This is a genomic window from Aeromonas sp. 95A (assembly GCF_051919235.1).
GTDB classification, from domain to species: domain Bacteria; phylum Pseudomonadota; class Gammaproteobacteria; order Enterobacterales; family Aeromonadaceae; genus Aeromonas; species Aeromonas veronii.
In genome coordinates this window covers 2,830,678-2,846,059 of the sequence record NZ_JBQBFC010000001.1, presented here as the reverse complement: position 1 = coordinate 2,846,059, position 15,382 = coordinate 2,830,678, and the positions used below count along the sequence as shown (strand labels likewise).

Genomic DNA, 15,382 nt, shown 5'->3' with positions numbered 1-15,382 from the left:
TCGCGGTTTTTGTTTATCTGTTTTCCGGTCGCCCTAGTAGTATGAGATCCCGATGTCACATGGATGGAGACGTCATGAAGCCTGTTTTCTGGTTATTGCTGGGGTTGCTGAGTGCAATGCCAGCCTGCGTGCAGAGTGCACCGGTCGCGGTGACAGCCGAGACGTTGCAGACTCACCAGCTCTATCTGGCGGGCCGTCTGAACGAGGGGCAATTTGCAGCCATCGACTCTCTGCTGGCGACCCTGAGCCGCGAGCGGCGGGAGTTCCTGCTGTTGCAGCTGCTGCGGGATATTCCCGCGACCACCCCTGCATCCCCTGCGTTGCAACAGTGGGTCGAGGCTCAGGCCGACAAGGCCCCCGAGTGGCTCATGGAGCAGCAGGTCGACGGTTTTCTGGTGCAGCAACCTGTCTATGATTTTGCCGCTCGCGCCCGTCAGTTGCTGGGGGAGTGGCAACTGCAATCACTGGTGCAGCACTATCGGCAGCAGCTTGCCCAGGGCAGCTTCCAGCTAAAGTCCATCTACTACAGCAGTAACCCCGATCTCGCCATGCAGCAGCAAGCCCTGTTGCTGGCCCTCGACACCTTGCCGCAACCGATCTGGATGCGGGAGGCGCAAGCGCTGGCCAGCCAGAATATCTATCTGCCCGACAATCATCTGTTGTTTCATCTGTTGCAGCGCACCGGGGAACCGGCGCTCTATGGCATGTTGTGGCGGCGGCCGGCAGATCAGGATGCGCTGCGTGCACTCTCTACCATCAACCGCTTCCATCACGGCAGCGCTGCCAGCGATCTGCTGATTGCCGCCAGTGGCAACGAAGGATTGAAGGGGGCCGCCCTGCGTCAGTTGAGCGCGCTCTCCCCCTTGCCGCCGCAGGCCCAGAAATACCTGCTGGCGGAACTCTCCAACCGTCAATACGGGGCGCTGGTGGCCGGTCTGTTGATGGAGGTGGACGAGCCCCAGCTGCTCTCTGCACTGGCCAGACGCCTTGGCCAGCGTGACATGCCACCCATTGCACCGAGTCTGCTGCCCGATTCGGGTACACCCGATGGGCAGCCAGGGTTATAATGCGTGACCTCCTGAACCCGGTTGGGAACTTGCATGAAATACAAGGATTTGCGTGATTTCATCGCGCAGCTGGAACAAAACGGACAACTCAAGCGCATTACCCGCGAGATAGATCCCTATCTGGAGATGACCGAGATCAGCGACCGCACCCTGCGTGCGGGTGGCCCGGCTCTGCTGTTCGAAAATCCCAAAGGCTACACCATGCCGGTGCTGACCAACCTGTTCGGTACCCCGGATCGGGTTGCCATGGGCATGGGCCAGCCCGATGTGGGCGCCTTGCGTCAGGTCGGGGTCTGGCTCTCCTATCTCAAGGAGCCCGAGCCGCCCAAGGGATTCAAGGAGCTGATGGAGAAGCTGCCGATCTTCAAGCAGGTGCTCAACATGCCGACCAAGCGCCTCTCTTCTGCCCCCTGCCAGCAGGTGGTACAGGAGGGCGATGCGGTCGATCTCGACCAGATCCCTATCCAGCACTGCTGGCCCGGCGATGTGGCGCCGCTGGTCACCTGGGGCCTCACCATCACCCGCGGCCCCTACAAGAAGCGCCAGAACCTCGGCATCTATCGCCAGCAGAAGATCGCCAAAAACAAGCTGATCATGCGCTGGCTGGATCATCGTGGCGGTGCCATCGATTTTCGCGAGTGGCAGGAGGCCCATCCCGGTGAGCGATTCCCGGTGGTGGTGGCGCTCGGCGCCGATCCGGCGACCATTCTCGGCGCGGTGACGCCGGTGCCGGATACTCTCTCCGAATATGCCTTTGCCGGTCTGCTGCGCGGCAGCCGTACCGAAGTGATCAAGGCCATCAGCTGCGATTTGGAGGTGCCCGCCAGCGCCGAGATCGTGCTGGAAGGCTATCTTGAGCCGGGTGAGATGGCGCCGGAAGGCCCTTATGGCGACCACACCGGCTACTACAACGAGGTGGACGAGTTCCCGGTCTTCACCATCACTCACATCACCAAACGGCGCGATGCCATCTATCACAGCACCTACACCGGCCGTCCGCCCGATGAACCGGCGGTGCTGGGTCTGGCGCTGAACGAGGTGTTTGTGCCGCTGCTGCAGAAGCAGTTCCCCGAGATTGTGGACTTCTATCTGCCGCCGGAGGGGTGCTCCTACCGGATGGCGGTGGTGACCATCAAGAAGCGTTACCCGGGCCACGCCAAGCGGGTGATGCTGGGGGTCTGGTCCTTCCTGCGCCAATTCATGTACACCAAGTTCGTGGTGGTGTGTGACGATGACGTCAACGCCCGCGACTGGAAGGATGTGATCTGGGCCATCACCACCCGGATGGACCCGGCACGGGACACCACCTTGATCGAGCACACCCCGATCGACTATCTGGACTTCGCCTCGCCGGTCTCCGGCCTCGGCTCCAAAATGGGGCTGGATGCCACCAACAAGTGGCCGGGCGAGACCAATCGGGAGTGGGGTCAGCCCATAGTGCAGGATGAGGCGGTGAAGCAGAAGGTTGATGCCATCTGGGATGAGCTCAATATCCTCGGATGAAGCAAACATGACAGCTTTGCTGCAAAAAGTGATGCGATCCGCACTGATTTGAGTATTCTCGACTGACGGGGCCAGGGCTGCTGGTCGTCACTCCATAGTGAAACAATGAGCGAAGCGGGCCGAGCGAGCCCGCCACAAGGACAAGAATGCAACGTATCAAATGCCGCGTAGAGGAACTGCGCGAATATGTCGACACCATCTGGCATGTGGCCCTGACGCCGCAGCAAGCGATCAGCTTCAAGCCGGGCCAGTATCTGCTGGTGGTGATGAGCGATTCGGACAAGCGCCCCTTCTCCATCGCCAACTCGCCGACCCGCCCGGGCGTGCTTGAGCTGCAAATTGGTGCCACTCCCGAAAATGCCTACGCTGGTCAGGTACTGGCCCGCATGCGCGAGCAGGGGGAGATCGAGGTTGAATTGCCGGCTGGCAAGGCGTTCCTGCGCGATGAATCCCCCCGTCCGCTGATCCTGATGGCGGGCGGCACCGGTTTCTCTTACGCCCGCTCCATTCTGGAGTACCTGATCGACACGGGCAGCAAGCGTCCGGTGTTCTTCTACTGGGGGGTGCGTCAGGCTCACTGGCTCTATGAGCTGGAGCAGATGCAGCAGTGGGAGCGTGACTATGCGCCGCTCACCTTTATTCCGGTGGTGCAGGAGCCGGAGGCTGACTGGACTGGCAAGAGCGGGCTGGTGCACAAGGCGATTATGGATGACTTCGTCAGTCTCCACGACTACGACATCTATGTCGCCGGCCGTTTCGAGATGGCGGGTGCCGCGCGTGAGGAGTTCAAGATCCTCGGCGCCGAGCCTGAGCGCATCTTCGGTGACGCCTACGAATTTATCTGACGGGATCCCCGCTTGGATGATGCAGCCCCCGGTTTTGCCGGGGGCTTTTGTTTTTGTGGCAGCCGCAGTACCGGATCGTACCGAATGGTTGGATTATCGCGGCGTTATCCCATTATTTTTCAATATTTTGACTATGAATGGCTACTAATCAAACGTAGCTGATGGCATCTTTGTGAGGGATTGACAAGAGCATCCATAGAGCAAGCACAAGGAGGCGCAGTGTTGAGTGAAGAGGGCAGGGCATCTGCGGAGGATGACAGGGGTGAGACCGGCTCTGTCGAGCGGGTCGCAACGCTGATCCCGTCCCCTCATGGCGGTGAAATGGCCCGTTTGCAGGCAGAGATCGCCGCTTTGAAGCATGAAAATGGCCTGTTGCAGGAGAAGCTCAATGCCGCCCTCGATGGCACCGGCATCTGTCTCTGGCAGGGCACCATTCCCACCGGCGAGCTGCGCGTCTTCAATCTGCAGAACTTTCAGGCCGGTGACATGGCCCCTCATTTCGATCAGTGGAGCGCCAAGCTCCATCCCGACGATCGCGCCCATGCCATGGGCAGCTACTTTGCCCACCTTGAGGGCAAAACCCCCTTCTATGAAGCCGAATACCGCACCATCAACCCGCAAGGCGAGGTCACCTGGCTGTGGGATAGGGGGCGGGTCGTCGATCGGGATGGCGATGGCAAGCCGCTGCGGATCATGGGCTCCCATATCGATATCACCCAGCGCAAGGCTTATGAGCAGCGACTGGCGGAGCGTGCCAACAGTGACGCGCTGACCGGTTTGCTCAACCGGCAGGGGTTTGGCAAGGCGTTTGCCCAGCTGCAGCCGCAAGGAGCGGGGGCGCTGCTCTTTATCGATCTGGATGATTTCAAAGGGATCAACGACCAGCTGGGGCACGCCTGCGGCGATCTGGTGTTGCAGCAGATGGCGGACTGGCTGCGCCTTATCATGCCTGGCTCGGCGCTATGTGGCCGTTACGGCGGCGACGAGTTTGTGGTGCATCTGCACCGGGATGTGTCGAGCCATGGCCTGGCGCAACTGGCTGACGCCCTGATCAGCCGGATGCACGGCTATGTGCCCAAACCCGGTTGCCCGCAACGGGTGGGGCTGAGTATCGGCATCGCCCTGTGGGAGGAGGAGCCATTGAGCTTCCGGCAGGCATTGGAGGTGGCCGACCGTGCCATGTATGAGGCCAAGGCACGCGGCAAGCGGGCCTGGTATCTGCTTCAGGTGTGATGTTTTTTACAGGTTCAATACAAAGCAAAAACCCCAGCCGAGCTGGGGTTTTCGTTATTCGCCTTTGGCGCCGAGCTGCTGTTCGAGCTGAGCCAGCTTGCTTTCGAGGGCGGCCAGTTTTTCACGGGTACGCAGCAGCACCTTGGTCTGCACGTCGAACTCTTCGCGGCTGACCAGATCCAGCTTGCCCAACTGGGCTTGCAGTACCTGACGCATCTTCTTCTCGGCCTCTTCACCCATGCTGCGAATGCCGGGCGGCAGGGAGTTGTGCACCTGCTTGGCGATCTCTTCCAGTTTCTTCGGGTCGATCATGATGTCCTCCTTAAGCGTTGGCGGACATTCTACCGACAATTCCCTCACTTTGCCGAGATCGCGGCGGCTTTTTAGTCGTGATGGTGCCCGCTGGCTGGTCGGGTCTGGTGATGGGGCCACAACTGCTACCCTTGCGCCCCTTTGTTAACCTGAAACCATGACATGCACCACAAAGCTGAGCCAGAACTGTCCGGCATGAGTCTTATTTGGTGTTGGTTTTATGTTAACGTTTTGCAGTCGAGGTCGTGATGACCCCGTTGGCTTGTGATGGATAACAACCTTATAAAAAGAGAATAAAAAATGAAGAAGAAGCTAATTTATGCAGCTGTTGTCAGCGCCCTGCTGGCCGGATGTGGTGGAGATGACAACAAGGGAGACACCACCAGCTCCCTCGACTACGTCCTGAGTGGCGCCAACGGGGTGCGCCCGAGCGTGCTGGCCCCTCGTGCCAGCGACGGTACCCTGAAGTTTTCGACAGAAACTGCTGATCTGTCTAACCCGGTATCTGCCCTCTCCACCCTGGATGGCTGGTCAACCACCCAACCCGTCCAGCTGGTACCGGCGACCGTGACCGGTGTCTCTGTGCCGGCACCGGCGGCCAGCGAGTATGCCTCTGCCGTTGCGCCCCTCTACCTGCTCGAGCTCATGCTGGATCCGGTCACTCTGCAACCCAACGGAGTCAAGGGCGGCAAGCCACTGGTTTATGGGACCGACTTTGTGGTCACTGGCGGGGACGGCAAGCTCAATATGGTTCCGCTCAAGCCGCTCAATCCCTCTTCTTACTACATGATCGTGGCGACCGATGCCCTCAAGGACAGTCGTGGCACACCGCTCAAGGCGGGCGGCGATTACAGCAGCTTCAAATCGACAGCTGGCGCAACCACCCAGGAGCAGACCATTAACGGCCTGATCTCGCTGCAGGAAGGTCTGTTCAAGGCGGCCACCGGGATCACCAGCGATCGGGTGATCTTCTCCGACTGGTTTGCCACCCAATCTGGTGCCGATGTGCTGCTGGCGGTGAAGAGTGCCGCCGCTTCCGTGCTGAAGAGCCCGAGCCTGGACGCCGCGGTGCTGTGGAAACAGGATGCCAAGGGCAACACCAGCCTGCCAGCAACCTATACCATCAACGGTCTTAATGGCGGGGTGGATTTTCTGACCCAGCTGGCGAATGAGCAATTCTTGCCGCAGAAAGATCGTGATGCGATTGCTGCCGCTGTGGCGGCTAATGGCACCCTAAACGGAGTTGCAGCGGTGACCAAGGTGTATACCGGTACCGTCAAACTCCCTTACTTCCTCTCAACCCCGGCGATAGCCGGCTCCTGGGACAAGGCCAAGACCCAATCTTGGCACGGCGCCATTCCCAGCCTCTATGCCATCGCCAACGCGCTGAAAGCGGGCGATACCGAGGTGATCGGTGGACTGGTCGGGGCGGGCGTGGACCCGGCATTGCTGGGTGAGCTGATCGCCGACCCGAGCCGTCAGAGTGAACTGCTGACCGAGGCAAGCAAGCTGATCGGGGTGACCCTCACCTCTGGTGGCAAGCCGCTGGATGCCGAGCGCAATATCGGCCGTTTCAACCCGTTGCCGACCCTGACCGAAGTACAATCGGTACCGCTGCGGATCTTCGCCGCTGCACCGCTCAATACCATTACCGATGTGATCATCTATCAACACGGGGTTACCTCCATCAAGGAGAACGCATATGCGCTGGCGCTGGGCCAGATTGGTGCTGGTCTGCAAGTCACACCAACAGCCAAAAATGTCGCTGTGGTAGTGATCGATCATCCGCTGCACGGCGAGCGTGGTTATGCCCTGAGCAACAGCATGGCGACGGTGACCACATCGGAGAACTCGCTCCCCTATCTGAACCTCAACTATCTGACGGTGGCGCGGGACAACCTGAAACAGAGCGTGGCCGATCTGCTGGGACTGCGACTGGCTGTCGGTCTGGCCAACACCCAGGGATTGGGTGGCCAATTGGGTGGTGCCGGTCTGAAAGTTCACTTCCTTGGTCACTCACTCGGTGCCATTACCGGGGCCAATCTGCTGGCTGTCGCCAACCAGACCACCGGCAGTGCTCAGGCTGATGCCCTGTTCAAGTTCGATACCGGTGGTCTGGCGATGCCGGGTGGCGGCATCGCGCCGCTGCTGCTCAACTCGCCGAGCTTCGGACCGACCATCAAGATGGGGGTGCTCACCTCGGGCAGTCCGGAGCTGAAAGCGGGCTTTACTGCCTATGCGCCGAACTGCAAAACGGCAGCCGCCAGCTGCTTCGTCAACGAGTTCCTGCCAAGCCTGGATGCGGTCACTCAGGCGGGGGCTGCGAGCACCTTGCAGAGCTATACCTTTGCCGCCCAGTCGGTGCTGGACTCTGCCGATCCGATCAACCTTGGCAGTGGCGTCGCCAAGAACTTCCCGCTGTTCGCCACCGAAATTGTTGGCGATGGAGCGCTCAGCTTGCCGGATCAGGTGATCCCCAACAGCATCGCCTCTGCGCCGCTGGGTGGGACCGAGCCGCTGTTCCGGGTGCTGGGATTAAAACCGTTGACCGATAGTTATCTGGGCTCCGTGCATCATGGGGCGCGGTTTGTTGCGGGGGGCCATAGCTCGCTGCTGGCCCCTGACGAGAACTTCGATCAGGCGGGTGCCGTTACCGCCGAGTTGCAGTCGCAATTTGCCAGCTTCTTTATGAGTGGTGGCAATGCGGTACAAGTAACCGTGAATGGCAAGAGCTTGCTCAAGCAGTAACTGCCCAGCGCGTAAAAAAACGCCGCCCTTCGGGGCGGCGTTCTCGTTTCTGCGGTAGCTGAAAAATCAGCCCGGCTGGTGGTTGCGATCCAGCCAGCCTTGCAGCAGGCCGACCAGCAGGCCGGTCAGGTGGGCGATGTTGGCGGTGCTGGTGCCGAGCATGTCGAAGAAGCCGAGCACCATCCAGAACAGCATAAAGCCCATCAGCGCCGGTGGCAGAGTCAGGCCACAGGCCGGTTGCAGCTTGCTGCGCAGCCAGCAGTAGCCGAGCAGGGCATAGACCACGCCGGAGAGGCCGCCAAACAGCGGGCCGCTGGCAAAGAACTCGGCGATATTGGGCAGGGCAGCGCCCACCAGCAGCAGGATCAGCAGCTTGCCGCTGCCGAGGCGCTGCTCGATCTGGCCGCCGAGATACCACCACCACAGCAAGTTGAACACCAGATGGAGCACCGAGAAGTGGATCAGGGCGGGGGTGAAATAACGCCACGCCTGCCAGTCGGTGAACTGGGCCAGCGTCGGGTGGAATGCCAGTTCATCGTAGATTGGCAGGCCGATGGCCTCGATCCCGTAGATGGCGAGACAGGCGATGATGACCACCAGCGTCAGTGGCCCCGCCTGATGAAGGAAATCGGTGATGGGATCCGTCATCCCCTTGCTGTAGTCGATGCGGGCATCGGCGCGGCCGGATTGCCAGGAGGCCTCCATGTAGCGCGGGTGGCCCGGCTCGGCCAGAAAGCGCTTCACCTCCAGCTGGGCCTGAGCGAGGCGCTGCTCGTCCGCCAGCCAGATGGTGACCCCCAGCTCGGACTGGGTCAGCTCGCAGGAGATGCCCAGCGTCGCCAGATAGTCCACCAGCGCCTGCGCCATGCGGGCGTTGTCGAGCACCAGCAGCTGGATCATGCCTCGCCTGCCTCGATGGGAAACTCCCGGCGCCACGCTTCGAAACCGCCATCCAGACTGTAGACCTCGTCATAACCCTGTTGCAGCAGGTATTGGGCCGCCCCCTGACTGCTGTTGCCGTGATAGCACATCACGATGACCGGGGTATCGAAATCCACTTCGTTCATAAAGCGCACCAGCGTGCCATTGGTGAGGTGGAAGGCGCCGACCGCGTGGGCCGCTTCAAAGGATTGCGGGTCGCGAATATCCACCAGACGGGCTTCACCCGCGCTCAGTTTCTGGTGGGCATCATGGGCATTGATATGGGCAAACTGGTCCATCGGGATGTCCTGCGAATAGGTTGATTACGGGCCAGTGTACCGCAAGCTTGGGCGCAAACTAACCCCACAAAAGATAAGGGAGCCAGCGGCTCCCTTGTCGATATGGCATGCGGGTCAGTGGGTTAACCGCCCAGATAGGCCTGCCGTACCGCCGGGTTGGCCAGCAGGGCGGCTCCTGTGTCTTGCAGCACAACGTGGCCGTTCTCCAGCACATAGCCGCGGTCGGCTAGCTTGAGCGCCTGGTTGGCGTTCTGCTCCACCAGAAAGATGGTCATCCCCTTCTGCCGCAACTGTTCGATGGTGTCGAAGATCTGCTGGATGACGATGGGGGCCAGCCCCAGCGAGGGTTCATCCAGCAGCAGCAGGCGCGGTTTGCTCATCAGGGCGCGGCCGATGGCCAGCATCTGCTGCTCGCCGCCGGACATGGTGCCTGCCCGCTGTTCCAGCCGTTCGTGCAGGCGTGGGAACAGGGTAAACACCTGATCCAGCAGGCCATGCTGCTCGGCCTTGTCGACGAAGAAGGCGCCCATCAGCAGGTTCTCCTCCACCGTCAGGCGGGCGAAGATACGGCGCCCCTCCGGCACCACGGCGATATCCTTGCGCATGATGCGGGCGGTGGTGAGGGAGCTGATCTGTTCCCCCTCAAACCAGATGGAGCCGCTGCTGGGCTTGGGCTCGCCGCAGAGGGTCATCAGCAGGGTAGTCTTGCCCGCGCCGTTGGCGCCGATCAGGGTGACGATTTCCCCCTCTTTCACCTCGACGCTGACATCGTGCAGCGCCTGAATTTTGCCGTAGTGGGTCGATACGTTGCGAAGTTCTAACATCTTGTTTTCCTTACGACTCGCCCAGATAGGCCTTGATCACTGCCGGGTTGTTACGGATCTCATCCGGCTTGCCGTGGGCCAGCGGGGTGCCCTGGCTGACCACGAAGATACGGTTGGAGATGCCCATCACCAGCTTCATATCGTGTTCGATCAGCAGCACCGAGACCCCGAATTCGTCCCGCAGGCTCATGATGAGCTCGTCCAGCTCGTCGGTCTCCTTCGGGTTGAGACCGGCGGCCGGTTCGTCCAGCATCAGCAGCTCGGGACGGGTCGCCATGCAGCGGGCGATCTCGAGCCGGCGCTGCTGACCGTAGGCCAGATTACCGGCGGCGCGGTTGGCAAGATCCTTGAGGCCCACTTTATCCAGCCAGAAGGCGGCCCGCTCCAGCCCCTCCTGCTCGGCACGGCGGAAGGCCGGGGTCTTGAACAGGCCGGCGATAAAGCTGGTGTTGAGGTGCTGATGCTGGGCAACCAGCAGGTTCTCCACCGCCGTCATCTCCTTGAACAGCCGCACGTGCTGGAAGGTGCGCACAATCCCCTTGCGGGCGATGAGGTGGCCGGGCAGCCCCTGGATCTCCTCACCCTTGTAACGGATGGTGCCGCCGCTCGGGCAGTAGAAACCGGTCAGGCAGTTGAAGATGGTGGTCTTGCCCGCGCCGTTGGGGCCGATGATGGAGATCACCTCGCCCTTGTCGATATCCAGTTTTACCCCGTTGACGGCCAGCAGGCCCCCGAAGCGCATCGACAAATCAGAGACTTCCATTAACTTCTGATGTGTACTCATTTCTTCAACTCCAGATGCGGACGGGTCATCGGCAGCAATCCTTGTGGCCGCCAGATCATCATGAACACCATCAAGAGGCCGAACATCAACATGCGGTACTCGTTGAATTCGCGGGCCAGCTCCGGCAGCACCGTCATCACGATGGCAGCCAGCACCACCCCGATCTGGGAGCCCATACCACCCAGCACCACAATCGCCAGCACAATGGCCGACTCGATAAAGACGAAGGATTCCGGGCTGATAAAGCCCTGCCGCGAGGCAAAGAAGCTGCCGGCAAAGCCCGCGAAGGTAGCGCCTATGGTGAAGGCGGTCAGCTTGATGATGGTGGGGTTGAGCCCCAGCGATTTGCAGGCGATCTCGTCTTCCCGCAGCGCTTCCCAGGCGCGGCCAAGGGGCATCCGCAGCAGGCGGTTGATGACAAACAGGGTCACCACCACCAGCACCAGCGCCATCAGGTAGAGGAAGATCACCTTGTGGTTGGCGTTGTAGGTAATGCCGAAGAAGTTGTGGAAGGTATCAAAGCCCCCATCCTTGACGGTGCGGTTGAACTCCAGCCCCCCCAGCGTCGGTTTGGGGATTCCGGATATGCCGTTCGGGCCGCCGGTCAGGGTGGTCATGTTGTTGAGCAGGATGCGGATGATCTCGCCAAAACCCAGGGTGACGATGGCCAGATAGTCCCCCCGCAGCCGCAGTACCGGGAAACCGAGCAGAAAGCCGAAGGTAGCGGCCATCAGCCCGGCGATGGGCAGGCACTCCCAGAAGCTCAGTCCGAAGTAGGTGTTGAGCAGGGCATAGCTATAGGCGCCGACCGCGTAGAAGCCGACATAGCCGAGATCGAGCAGGCCGGCGAGGCCGACCACCACGTTCAGCCCCAGCCCCAGCATGATGTAAATCAGGGTGAGGGTGGCGAGATCGATGGCGCCGCGAGAGGCCATAAAGGGCCAGCTCACTGCGAACAGCAGCACCAGCACGGCGGTGAGGTTATAGAGCTTGGGCGCCTCTTCCGGGCTCGGCAGCACCAGCTTGGTGAAGCCGACCGAGAAGCCGCTGATGGAGGCCTGAAACAGCTTGGCGATCTGGCCGCGCAGCATCTGGAACCAGAAAACGAGGGTGGCGCCCCCCAGCAGCCAGGCCAGCGATACATCGAGGCGGCTCACTACCTGCAGGCTGGAGCCATCGGTCTCCAGCTTGAAGCCGAGCAGCCAGAAGGAGAGCACCAGCAACACCAGGCTGGCGATACAGGCGTGGATAAATTGATGTTTCATCACACTTTCTCCACTTCCGGACGACCCAGGATGCCAGTGGGCATAAAGAGCAGCACAAAAATGAGCAGGGCGAACGCCATCACATCCTTGTACTCGGTGCTGAGATAACCGGCGGTGAGCGCTTCAACCACACCGAGCAGCAGGCCGCCCAGTACGGCGCCCGGAATGCTGCCGATGCCGCCCAATACAGCGGCAGTGAAGGCCTTCAGACCGGCCATAAAGCCGAGGTAGGGGTTGATGACGCCGTAATACATGCCGAGCAGCACCCCGGCGACGGCGGCCAGCGCGGCCCCCAGCACGAAGGTGATGGAGATGACTACATGGGTGTCTATCCCTAACAGGTTGGCCATCTTGATATCTTCCGAACAGGCGCGGCAGGCGCGGCCCATGCGGGAGCGGCCGATGAACTGGGTCAGCGCCAGCATGGTGATGAAAGTCACCACGAAGATGATCAGCTGCATATAGGAGAGGCTGGCCTGAAAACCATCCTCGCCGCCCAGGGTCCAGCCACCGGAGATCAGGCTGGGCATGGCGATATCCCGCGAGCCCTGAGCCATCCGCATCATGTTCTGCAAGAAGATCGACATGCCGATAGCGGAGATGAGGGGGATCAGCCGGTTGCCACCACGCAGTGGCCGGTAGGCGACCCGCTCGATGCTCCAGCCATAGGTGCCGGTGATGATGATACTGACCAGGAAGGCGCCCCCCAGCAGTAGAAAGGTGCTGTCGATGCCCATCATCATGAGCCCCGCCATCACCATAAAAGCGACATAGGAGCCGATCATGTAAACCTCGCCGTGGGCGAAGTTGATCATGCCGATGATGCCATAGACCATGGTGTAGCCAATGGCGATCAACGCATAGGTGCTGCCTATGGTTAATCCGTTCAGCAGTTGCTGAACCAGATAGAGGAGGTGTTCGGACATACTGCGTTCCCTGTACTTGCCCGCAAAGAGAGGAGGGGGTGAGCGTACTCACCCCCGATCGGCAGATTATTTGACTTGGCTGGAAGTACCGTCAGCGTGCCACTGGAACACACCGAATTCGAAGCCTTTCAGGTCACCGTTCGGTGCCCAGGTCAGGGGGCCCATCACGGTATCGATCGGTGCGGCCTTGATGGCGGCGGCAACGGCAGCCGGGTCATCTTGACCCGCCTTGGCGATACCGGCTGCCAGGGTTTGCACCGCGGCATAGGTAGTCCAGACGAACGGGCCGGAGGAGTCCTGACCCTTGGCTTTGAACGCCGCCACCAGCGGGGCGTTGGCAGGCACCAGATCATACTTGTTCGGCAGGGTCACCAGCAGGCCTTCAGAAGCCGGGCCACCGATGGCGGAGATATCCTTGTTACCCACCCCTTCCGGACCCATGAACTTGGCTTTCAGCCCCTTCTCGCCAGCCTGACGCAGGATCAGACCCAGCTCAGGGTGATAGCCGCCGTAGTAGACGAAATCGACGTTCTCTTTCTGCAGTTTGGCGATCAGGGCGGAGAAGTCCTTGTCACCGGCGGTGATCCCTTCAAAGGCCACCACTTTCACGCCAGCCTTGTCGAGCGCCGCTTTGACGCTGGAGGCGATCCCTTCGCCATACTGCTTCTTGTCGTGGATAACGGCCACGCGCTGGGGTTTGACCTGCTCGATGATGTACTTGGCGGCAGTCGGGCCCTGATCGCTATCCAGGCCGATGGTGCGCAAGGTCAGCTGGTAACCGCGCTCGGTGATCTTGGGGTTGGTGGAGGCGGGGGTGACCATCAGGATCCCCTCGTCTTCATAGATGTCGGAGGCGGGCAGGGTGTTGTCGGAGCAGAGGTGGCCGACCACGAACTTGACGCCGTCATTCACCACCTTGTTCGCGACGGCCACTGCCTGTTTGGGATCGCAGGCATCGTCATAGACGACCGCTTCGATCTGCTTGCCATTGATGCCGCCAGCCTTGTTGATCTGCTCGACCGCCATCTTGCCGCCGGTGAACTGCATGTCCCCGTACTGGGCTACCGGGCCAGTGACCGGGCCTGCGATACCTATCTTGATGGTGTCTGCCGCGTGGGCGATGGAGATCGATCCAAACAGAGCCAAAGAAACCGCTGCGCCAACTGTGATTTTGCTCAACTTATGCATTGATTCGTCCCTTAATCAGTGGATTGTTTCATTTCCGTGTGCCATTCCGGATCTACATCCCGTGCATCCGGCTATAGGTATGGTTCTATCATTCCTCACGGGGCAATAACAAGCTGTTAAAGATACTAACCAGAGGGGGTTGGATGGGTGGATTTTGAAATAAATGACCTGTTATTTTCGGCTAATTAGAGCTTAATTTTGATTTGTTTGCTTAACATCTTGGTAACGAGAGGCGATTCTGACAAACGCCAGAGGATTAATCTGGCGATATTTTACTCTGACAGCGCTCCCATTTTGACCACAATCCATTTGCGCAAACAGAAATGAGCGCCTAAATTAGCCGGCATTGACAATTCCGTGGCAGAGCTCGTTAAAACCAAGCCTTTATTCGGGAAATCTGCTAATGTTCCGCCTTTGACAGTCAGGAGACAGAGATGGCCACTATCAAGGATGTCGCCTCGCGCGCAGGCGTATCCATCTCCACCGTCTCACATGTGCTCAACCACACTCGGCGGGTCAGCGAAGACGCGACCCAGAAAGTGATTGAGGCGGTGGCAGAACTCAACTACGCGCCCAACTCGGTAGCGCGCAGTCTTAAAATAAATTCGACCAAGACCATTGGTATGCTGGTCACCACCAGCGTAAACCCCTTCTTCGCAGAAGTGGTGCAAGGGGTTGAAGCGTACTGCTTCGAACAGGGCTACAGCCTGATCCTCTGCAACACCGAAAACCAGCCGCCTCGCCAACAGCATTACCTGAGAATGCTGATGGAAAAACGGGTGGATGGCCTGCTGGTATTGGGTACCGATATCGACACCCCGTTGCGCGACATGCTGCGCATCCACAAGAACGTGCCACAGGTGGTACTGGATTGGGGCACGGAGTGCGATTTCGCCAACGTCATCAACGACAACGCCCGCATCGGCGCCCGCATGGCCGTGCGCCATCTGCTGGAGCTGGGGCACCGCGACATCGTCTGCATCACTGGCCAGCTCTCCAAGCCGACCACCCAGCAGCGACTGGACGGGGTACGTGATGCGCTGGGCGAACAAGGTCTGACCCTCAAAGATGAACAGGTCTTTGAAGGGGATTACGAGAGCCAGAGCGGCTTCGATGCCATGCAGCGCATCCTGGCCCTGCAGCCTCGTCCGACCGCGGTCTTTGCCTTCGACGATCCCATGGCGATCGGCGCTATTTGCGCTGCCTGGGAAGCGGGAGTCAAGGTGCCGGACGATATCTCCATCATCGGCTACGACGATGTGGAGATGGCGCGCTTCTCCAGCCCGCCGCTGACCACCATCCGTCACCCTAAGGCCGAACTGGGCCAGCTGGCGGTGAAGCATCTGGTCAGCCGGATCCGCAACAAGGAGCTGGAAGTGGAATCGATGACGGTACAGCCCGAGCTGATCGTCCGTCGCTCGGTCAAACCGCTGCGTTAATCCGCACCCGTTGCCAACACGAAAAACC

General features: G+C 60.2%; 14 protein-coding genes. 6 read left to right on the top strand and 8 right to left on the bottom strand.

Going from position 1 to position 15,382, the window contains the following annotated elements; genetic code table 11:
- Window positions 1-74: 74 nt before the first annotated feature.
- From ACTG2U_RS12880 to ACTG2U_RS12865, 4 genes are all read left to right on the top strand, one after another.
- Window positions 75-1,067 (top strand): hypothetical protein, encoded by a 993-nt coding sequence (locus tag ACTG2U_RS12880; RefSeq protein WP_429013524.1) that lies wholly within the window; start codon window positions 75-77, stop codon window positions 1,065-1,067.
- 33 nt (window positions 1,068-1,100) lie between these two features.
- The gene (gene ubiD, locus ACTG2U_RS12875; protein ID WP_005339421.1) at window positions 1,101-2,570 is read left to right on the top strand and encodes a 4-hydroxy-3-polyprenylbenzoate decarboxylase; all 1,470 of its coding nucleotides are present in this window, start codon (window positions 1,101-1,103) and stop codon (window positions 2,568-2,570) included.
- Window positions 2,571-2,716: 146 nt separating this feature from the next.
- Window positions 2,717-3,415, top strand: a complete 699-nt coding sequence (fre, locus tag ACTG2U_RS12870; RefSeq protein WP_005339423.1) for an NAD(P)H-flavin reductase — start codon at window positions 2,717-2,719, stop codon at window positions 3,413-3,415.
- A 219-nt stretch (window positions 3,416-3,634) separates the two neighbouring features.
- Window positions 3,635-4,648: a GGDEF domain-containing protein gene (locus tag ACTG2U_RS12865; RefSeq protein WP_167566723.1), complete on the top strand. Its 1,014-nt coding sequence runs from the start codon at window positions 3,635-3,637 to the stop codon at window positions 4,646-4,648.
- 54 nt (window positions 4,649-4,702) lie between these two features.
- On the opposite strand, the gene ubiK is transcribed toward ACTG2U_RS12865, so the two are convergent.
- Window positions 4,703-4,960, bottom strand: coding sequence for a ubiquinone biosynthesis accessory factor UbiK (gene ubiK, locus ACTG2U_RS12860; protein ID WP_005339429.1), 258 nt, complete (start codon window positions 4,958-4,960; stop codon window positions 4,703-4,705).
- Between the two features lie 300 nt (window positions 4,961-5,260).
- On the opposite strand from ubiK, the gene ACTG2U_RS12855 reads away from it, so the two are divergent.
- Window positions 5,261-7,708 carry a VolA/Pla-1 family phospholipase gene (locus ACTG2U_RS12855; RefSeq protein WP_439974561.1) on the top strand — a complete coding sequence of 816 codons (2,448 nt, stop codon included), beginning with the start codon at window positions 5,261-5,263 and terminating at the stop codon, window positions 7,706-7,708.
- Between the two features lie 66 nt (window positions 7,709-7,774).
- On the opposite strand, the gene glpG is transcribed toward ACTG2U_RS12855, so the two are convergent.
- From glpG to ACTG2U_RS12820, 7 genes are all read right to left on the bottom strand, one after another.
- Window positions 7,775-8,608: a rhomboid family intramembrane serine protease GlpG gene (gene glpG, locus ACTG2U_RS12850; RefSeq protein ID WP_005342430.1), complete on the bottom strand. Its 834-nt coding sequence runs from the start codon at window positions 8,606-8,608 to the stop codon at window positions 7,775-7,777.
- Window positions 8,605-8,928 carry a thiosulfate sulfurtransferase GlpE gene (gene glpE, locus ACTG2U_RS12845; RefSeq protein ID WP_005355913.1) on the bottom strand — a complete coding sequence of 108 codons (324 nt, stop codon included), beginning with the start codon at window positions 8,926-8,928 and terminating at the stop codon, window positions 8,605-8,607. The genes glpG and glpE overlap by 4 nt, the downstream gene beginning before the upstream one ends.
- 122 nt (window positions 8,929-9,050) lie before the next feature.
- On the bottom strand, window positions 9,051-9,752 hold the full coding sequence (locus ACTG2U_RS12840) for an ABC transporter ATP-binding protein (RefSeq protein ID WP_005339433.1): 702 nt from the start codon (window positions 9,750-9,752) through the stop codon (window positions 9,051-9,053).
- 10 nt (window positions 9,753-9,762) lie between these two features.
- A complete protein-coding gene (livG, locus tag ACTG2U_RS12835) occupies window positions 9,763-10,536 on the bottom strand; it encodes a high-affinity branched-chain amino acid ABC transporter ATP-binding protein LivG (protein ID WP_005339435.1) in 774 nt (257 codons plus the stop codon).
- Window positions 10,533-11,801 (bottom strand): high-affinity branched-chain amino acid ABC transporter permease LivM, encoded by a 1,269-nt coding sequence (locus ACTG2U_RS12830; protein WP_005355922.1) that lies wholly within the window; start codon window positions 11,799-11,801, stop codon window positions 10,533-10,535. The genes livG and ACTG2U_RS12830 overlap by 4 nt, the downstream gene beginning before the upstream one ends.
- The gene (gene livH / locus ACTG2U_RS12825) at window positions 11,801-12,727 is read right to left on the bottom strand and encodes a high-affinity branched-chain amino acid ABC transporter permease LivH (protein WP_005339439.1); all 927 of its coding nucleotides are present in this window, start codon (window positions 12,725-12,727) and stop codon (window positions 11,801-11,803) included. Before livH ends, ACTG2U_RS12830 begins: the two co-directional genes overlap by 1 nt.
- A 66-nt stretch (window positions 12,728-12,793) precedes the next feature.
- Entirely contained in the window at window positions 12,794-13,915 is a 1,122-nt protein-coding gene (locus tag ACTG2U_RS12820; RefSeq protein ID WP_439974560.1) for a branched-chain amino acid ABC transporter substrate-binding protein, read from the bottom strand.
- 434 nt (window positions 13,916-14,349) lie between these two features.
- Here ACTG2U_RS12820 and ACTG2U_RS12815 point away from each other — a divergent pair, with 434 nt between their 5' ends.
- Window positions 14,350-15,354 (top strand): substrate-binding domain-containing protein, encoded by a 1,005-nt coding sequence (locus ACTG2U_RS12815; RefSeq protein WP_005357328.1) that lies wholly within the window; start codon window positions 14,350-14,352, stop codon window positions 15,352-15,354.
- The last annotated feature ends 28 nt before the right edge of the window (window positions 15,355-15,382 follow it).

Excerpts from the sequence above, each read along its gene's own strand:
- livH (WP_005339439.1), bottom strand. The coding sequence starts at position 12,727 with ATGTCCGAACACCTCCTCTATCTGGTTCAGCAACTGCTGAACGGATTA.
- ACTG2U_RS12855 (WP_439974561.1), top strand. The coding sequence starts at position 5,261 with ATGAAGAAGAAGCTAATTTATGCAGCTGTTGTCAGCGCCCTGCTGGCC.
- ACTG2U_RS12880 (WP_429013524.1), top strand. The coding sequence starts at position 75 with ATGAAGCCTGTTTTCTGGTTATTGCTGGGGTTGCTGAGTGCAATGCCA.
- glpG (WP_005342430.1), bottom strand. The coding sequence starts at position 8,608 with ATGATCCAGCTGCTGGTGCTCGACAACGCCCGCATGGCGCAGGCGCTG.
- ACTG2U_RS12840 (WP_005339433.1), bottom strand. The coding sequence starts at position 9,752 with ATGTTAGAACTTCGCAACGTATCGACCCACTACGGCAAAATTCAGGCG.
- ACTG2U_RS12815 (WP_005357328.1), top strand. The coding sequence starts at position 14,350 with ATGGCCACTATCAAGGATGTCGCCTCGCGCGCAGGCGTATCCATCTCC.
- ACTG2U_RS12830 (WP_005355922.1), bottom strand. The coding sequence starts at position 11,801 with ATGAAACATCAATTTATCCACGCCTGTATCGCCAGCCTGGTGTTGCTG.
- livG (WP_005339435.1), bottom strand. The coding sequence starts at position 10,536 with ATGAGTACACATCAGAAGTTAATGGAAGTCTCTGATTTGTCGATGCGC.
- fre (WP_005339423.1), top strand. The coding sequence starts at position 2,717 with ATGCAACGTATCAAATGCCGCGTAGAGGAACTGCGCGAATATGTCGAC.
- ubiD (WP_005339421.1), top strand. The coding sequence starts at position 1,101 with ATGAAATACAAGGATTTGCGTGATTTCATCGCGCAGCTGGAACAAAAC.
- ACTG2U_RS12820 (WP_439974560.1), bottom strand. The coding sequence starts at position 13,915 with ATGCATAAGTTGAGCAAAATCACAGTTGGCGCAGCGGTTTCTTTGGCT.
- ubiK (WP_005339429.1), bottom strand. The coding sequence starts at position 4,960 with ATGATCGACCCGAAGAAACTGGAAGAGATCGCCAAGCAGGTGCACAAC.
- glpE (WP_005355913.1), bottom strand. The coding sequence starts at position 8,928 with ATGGACCAGTTTGCCCATATCAATGCCCATGATGCCCACCAGAAACTG.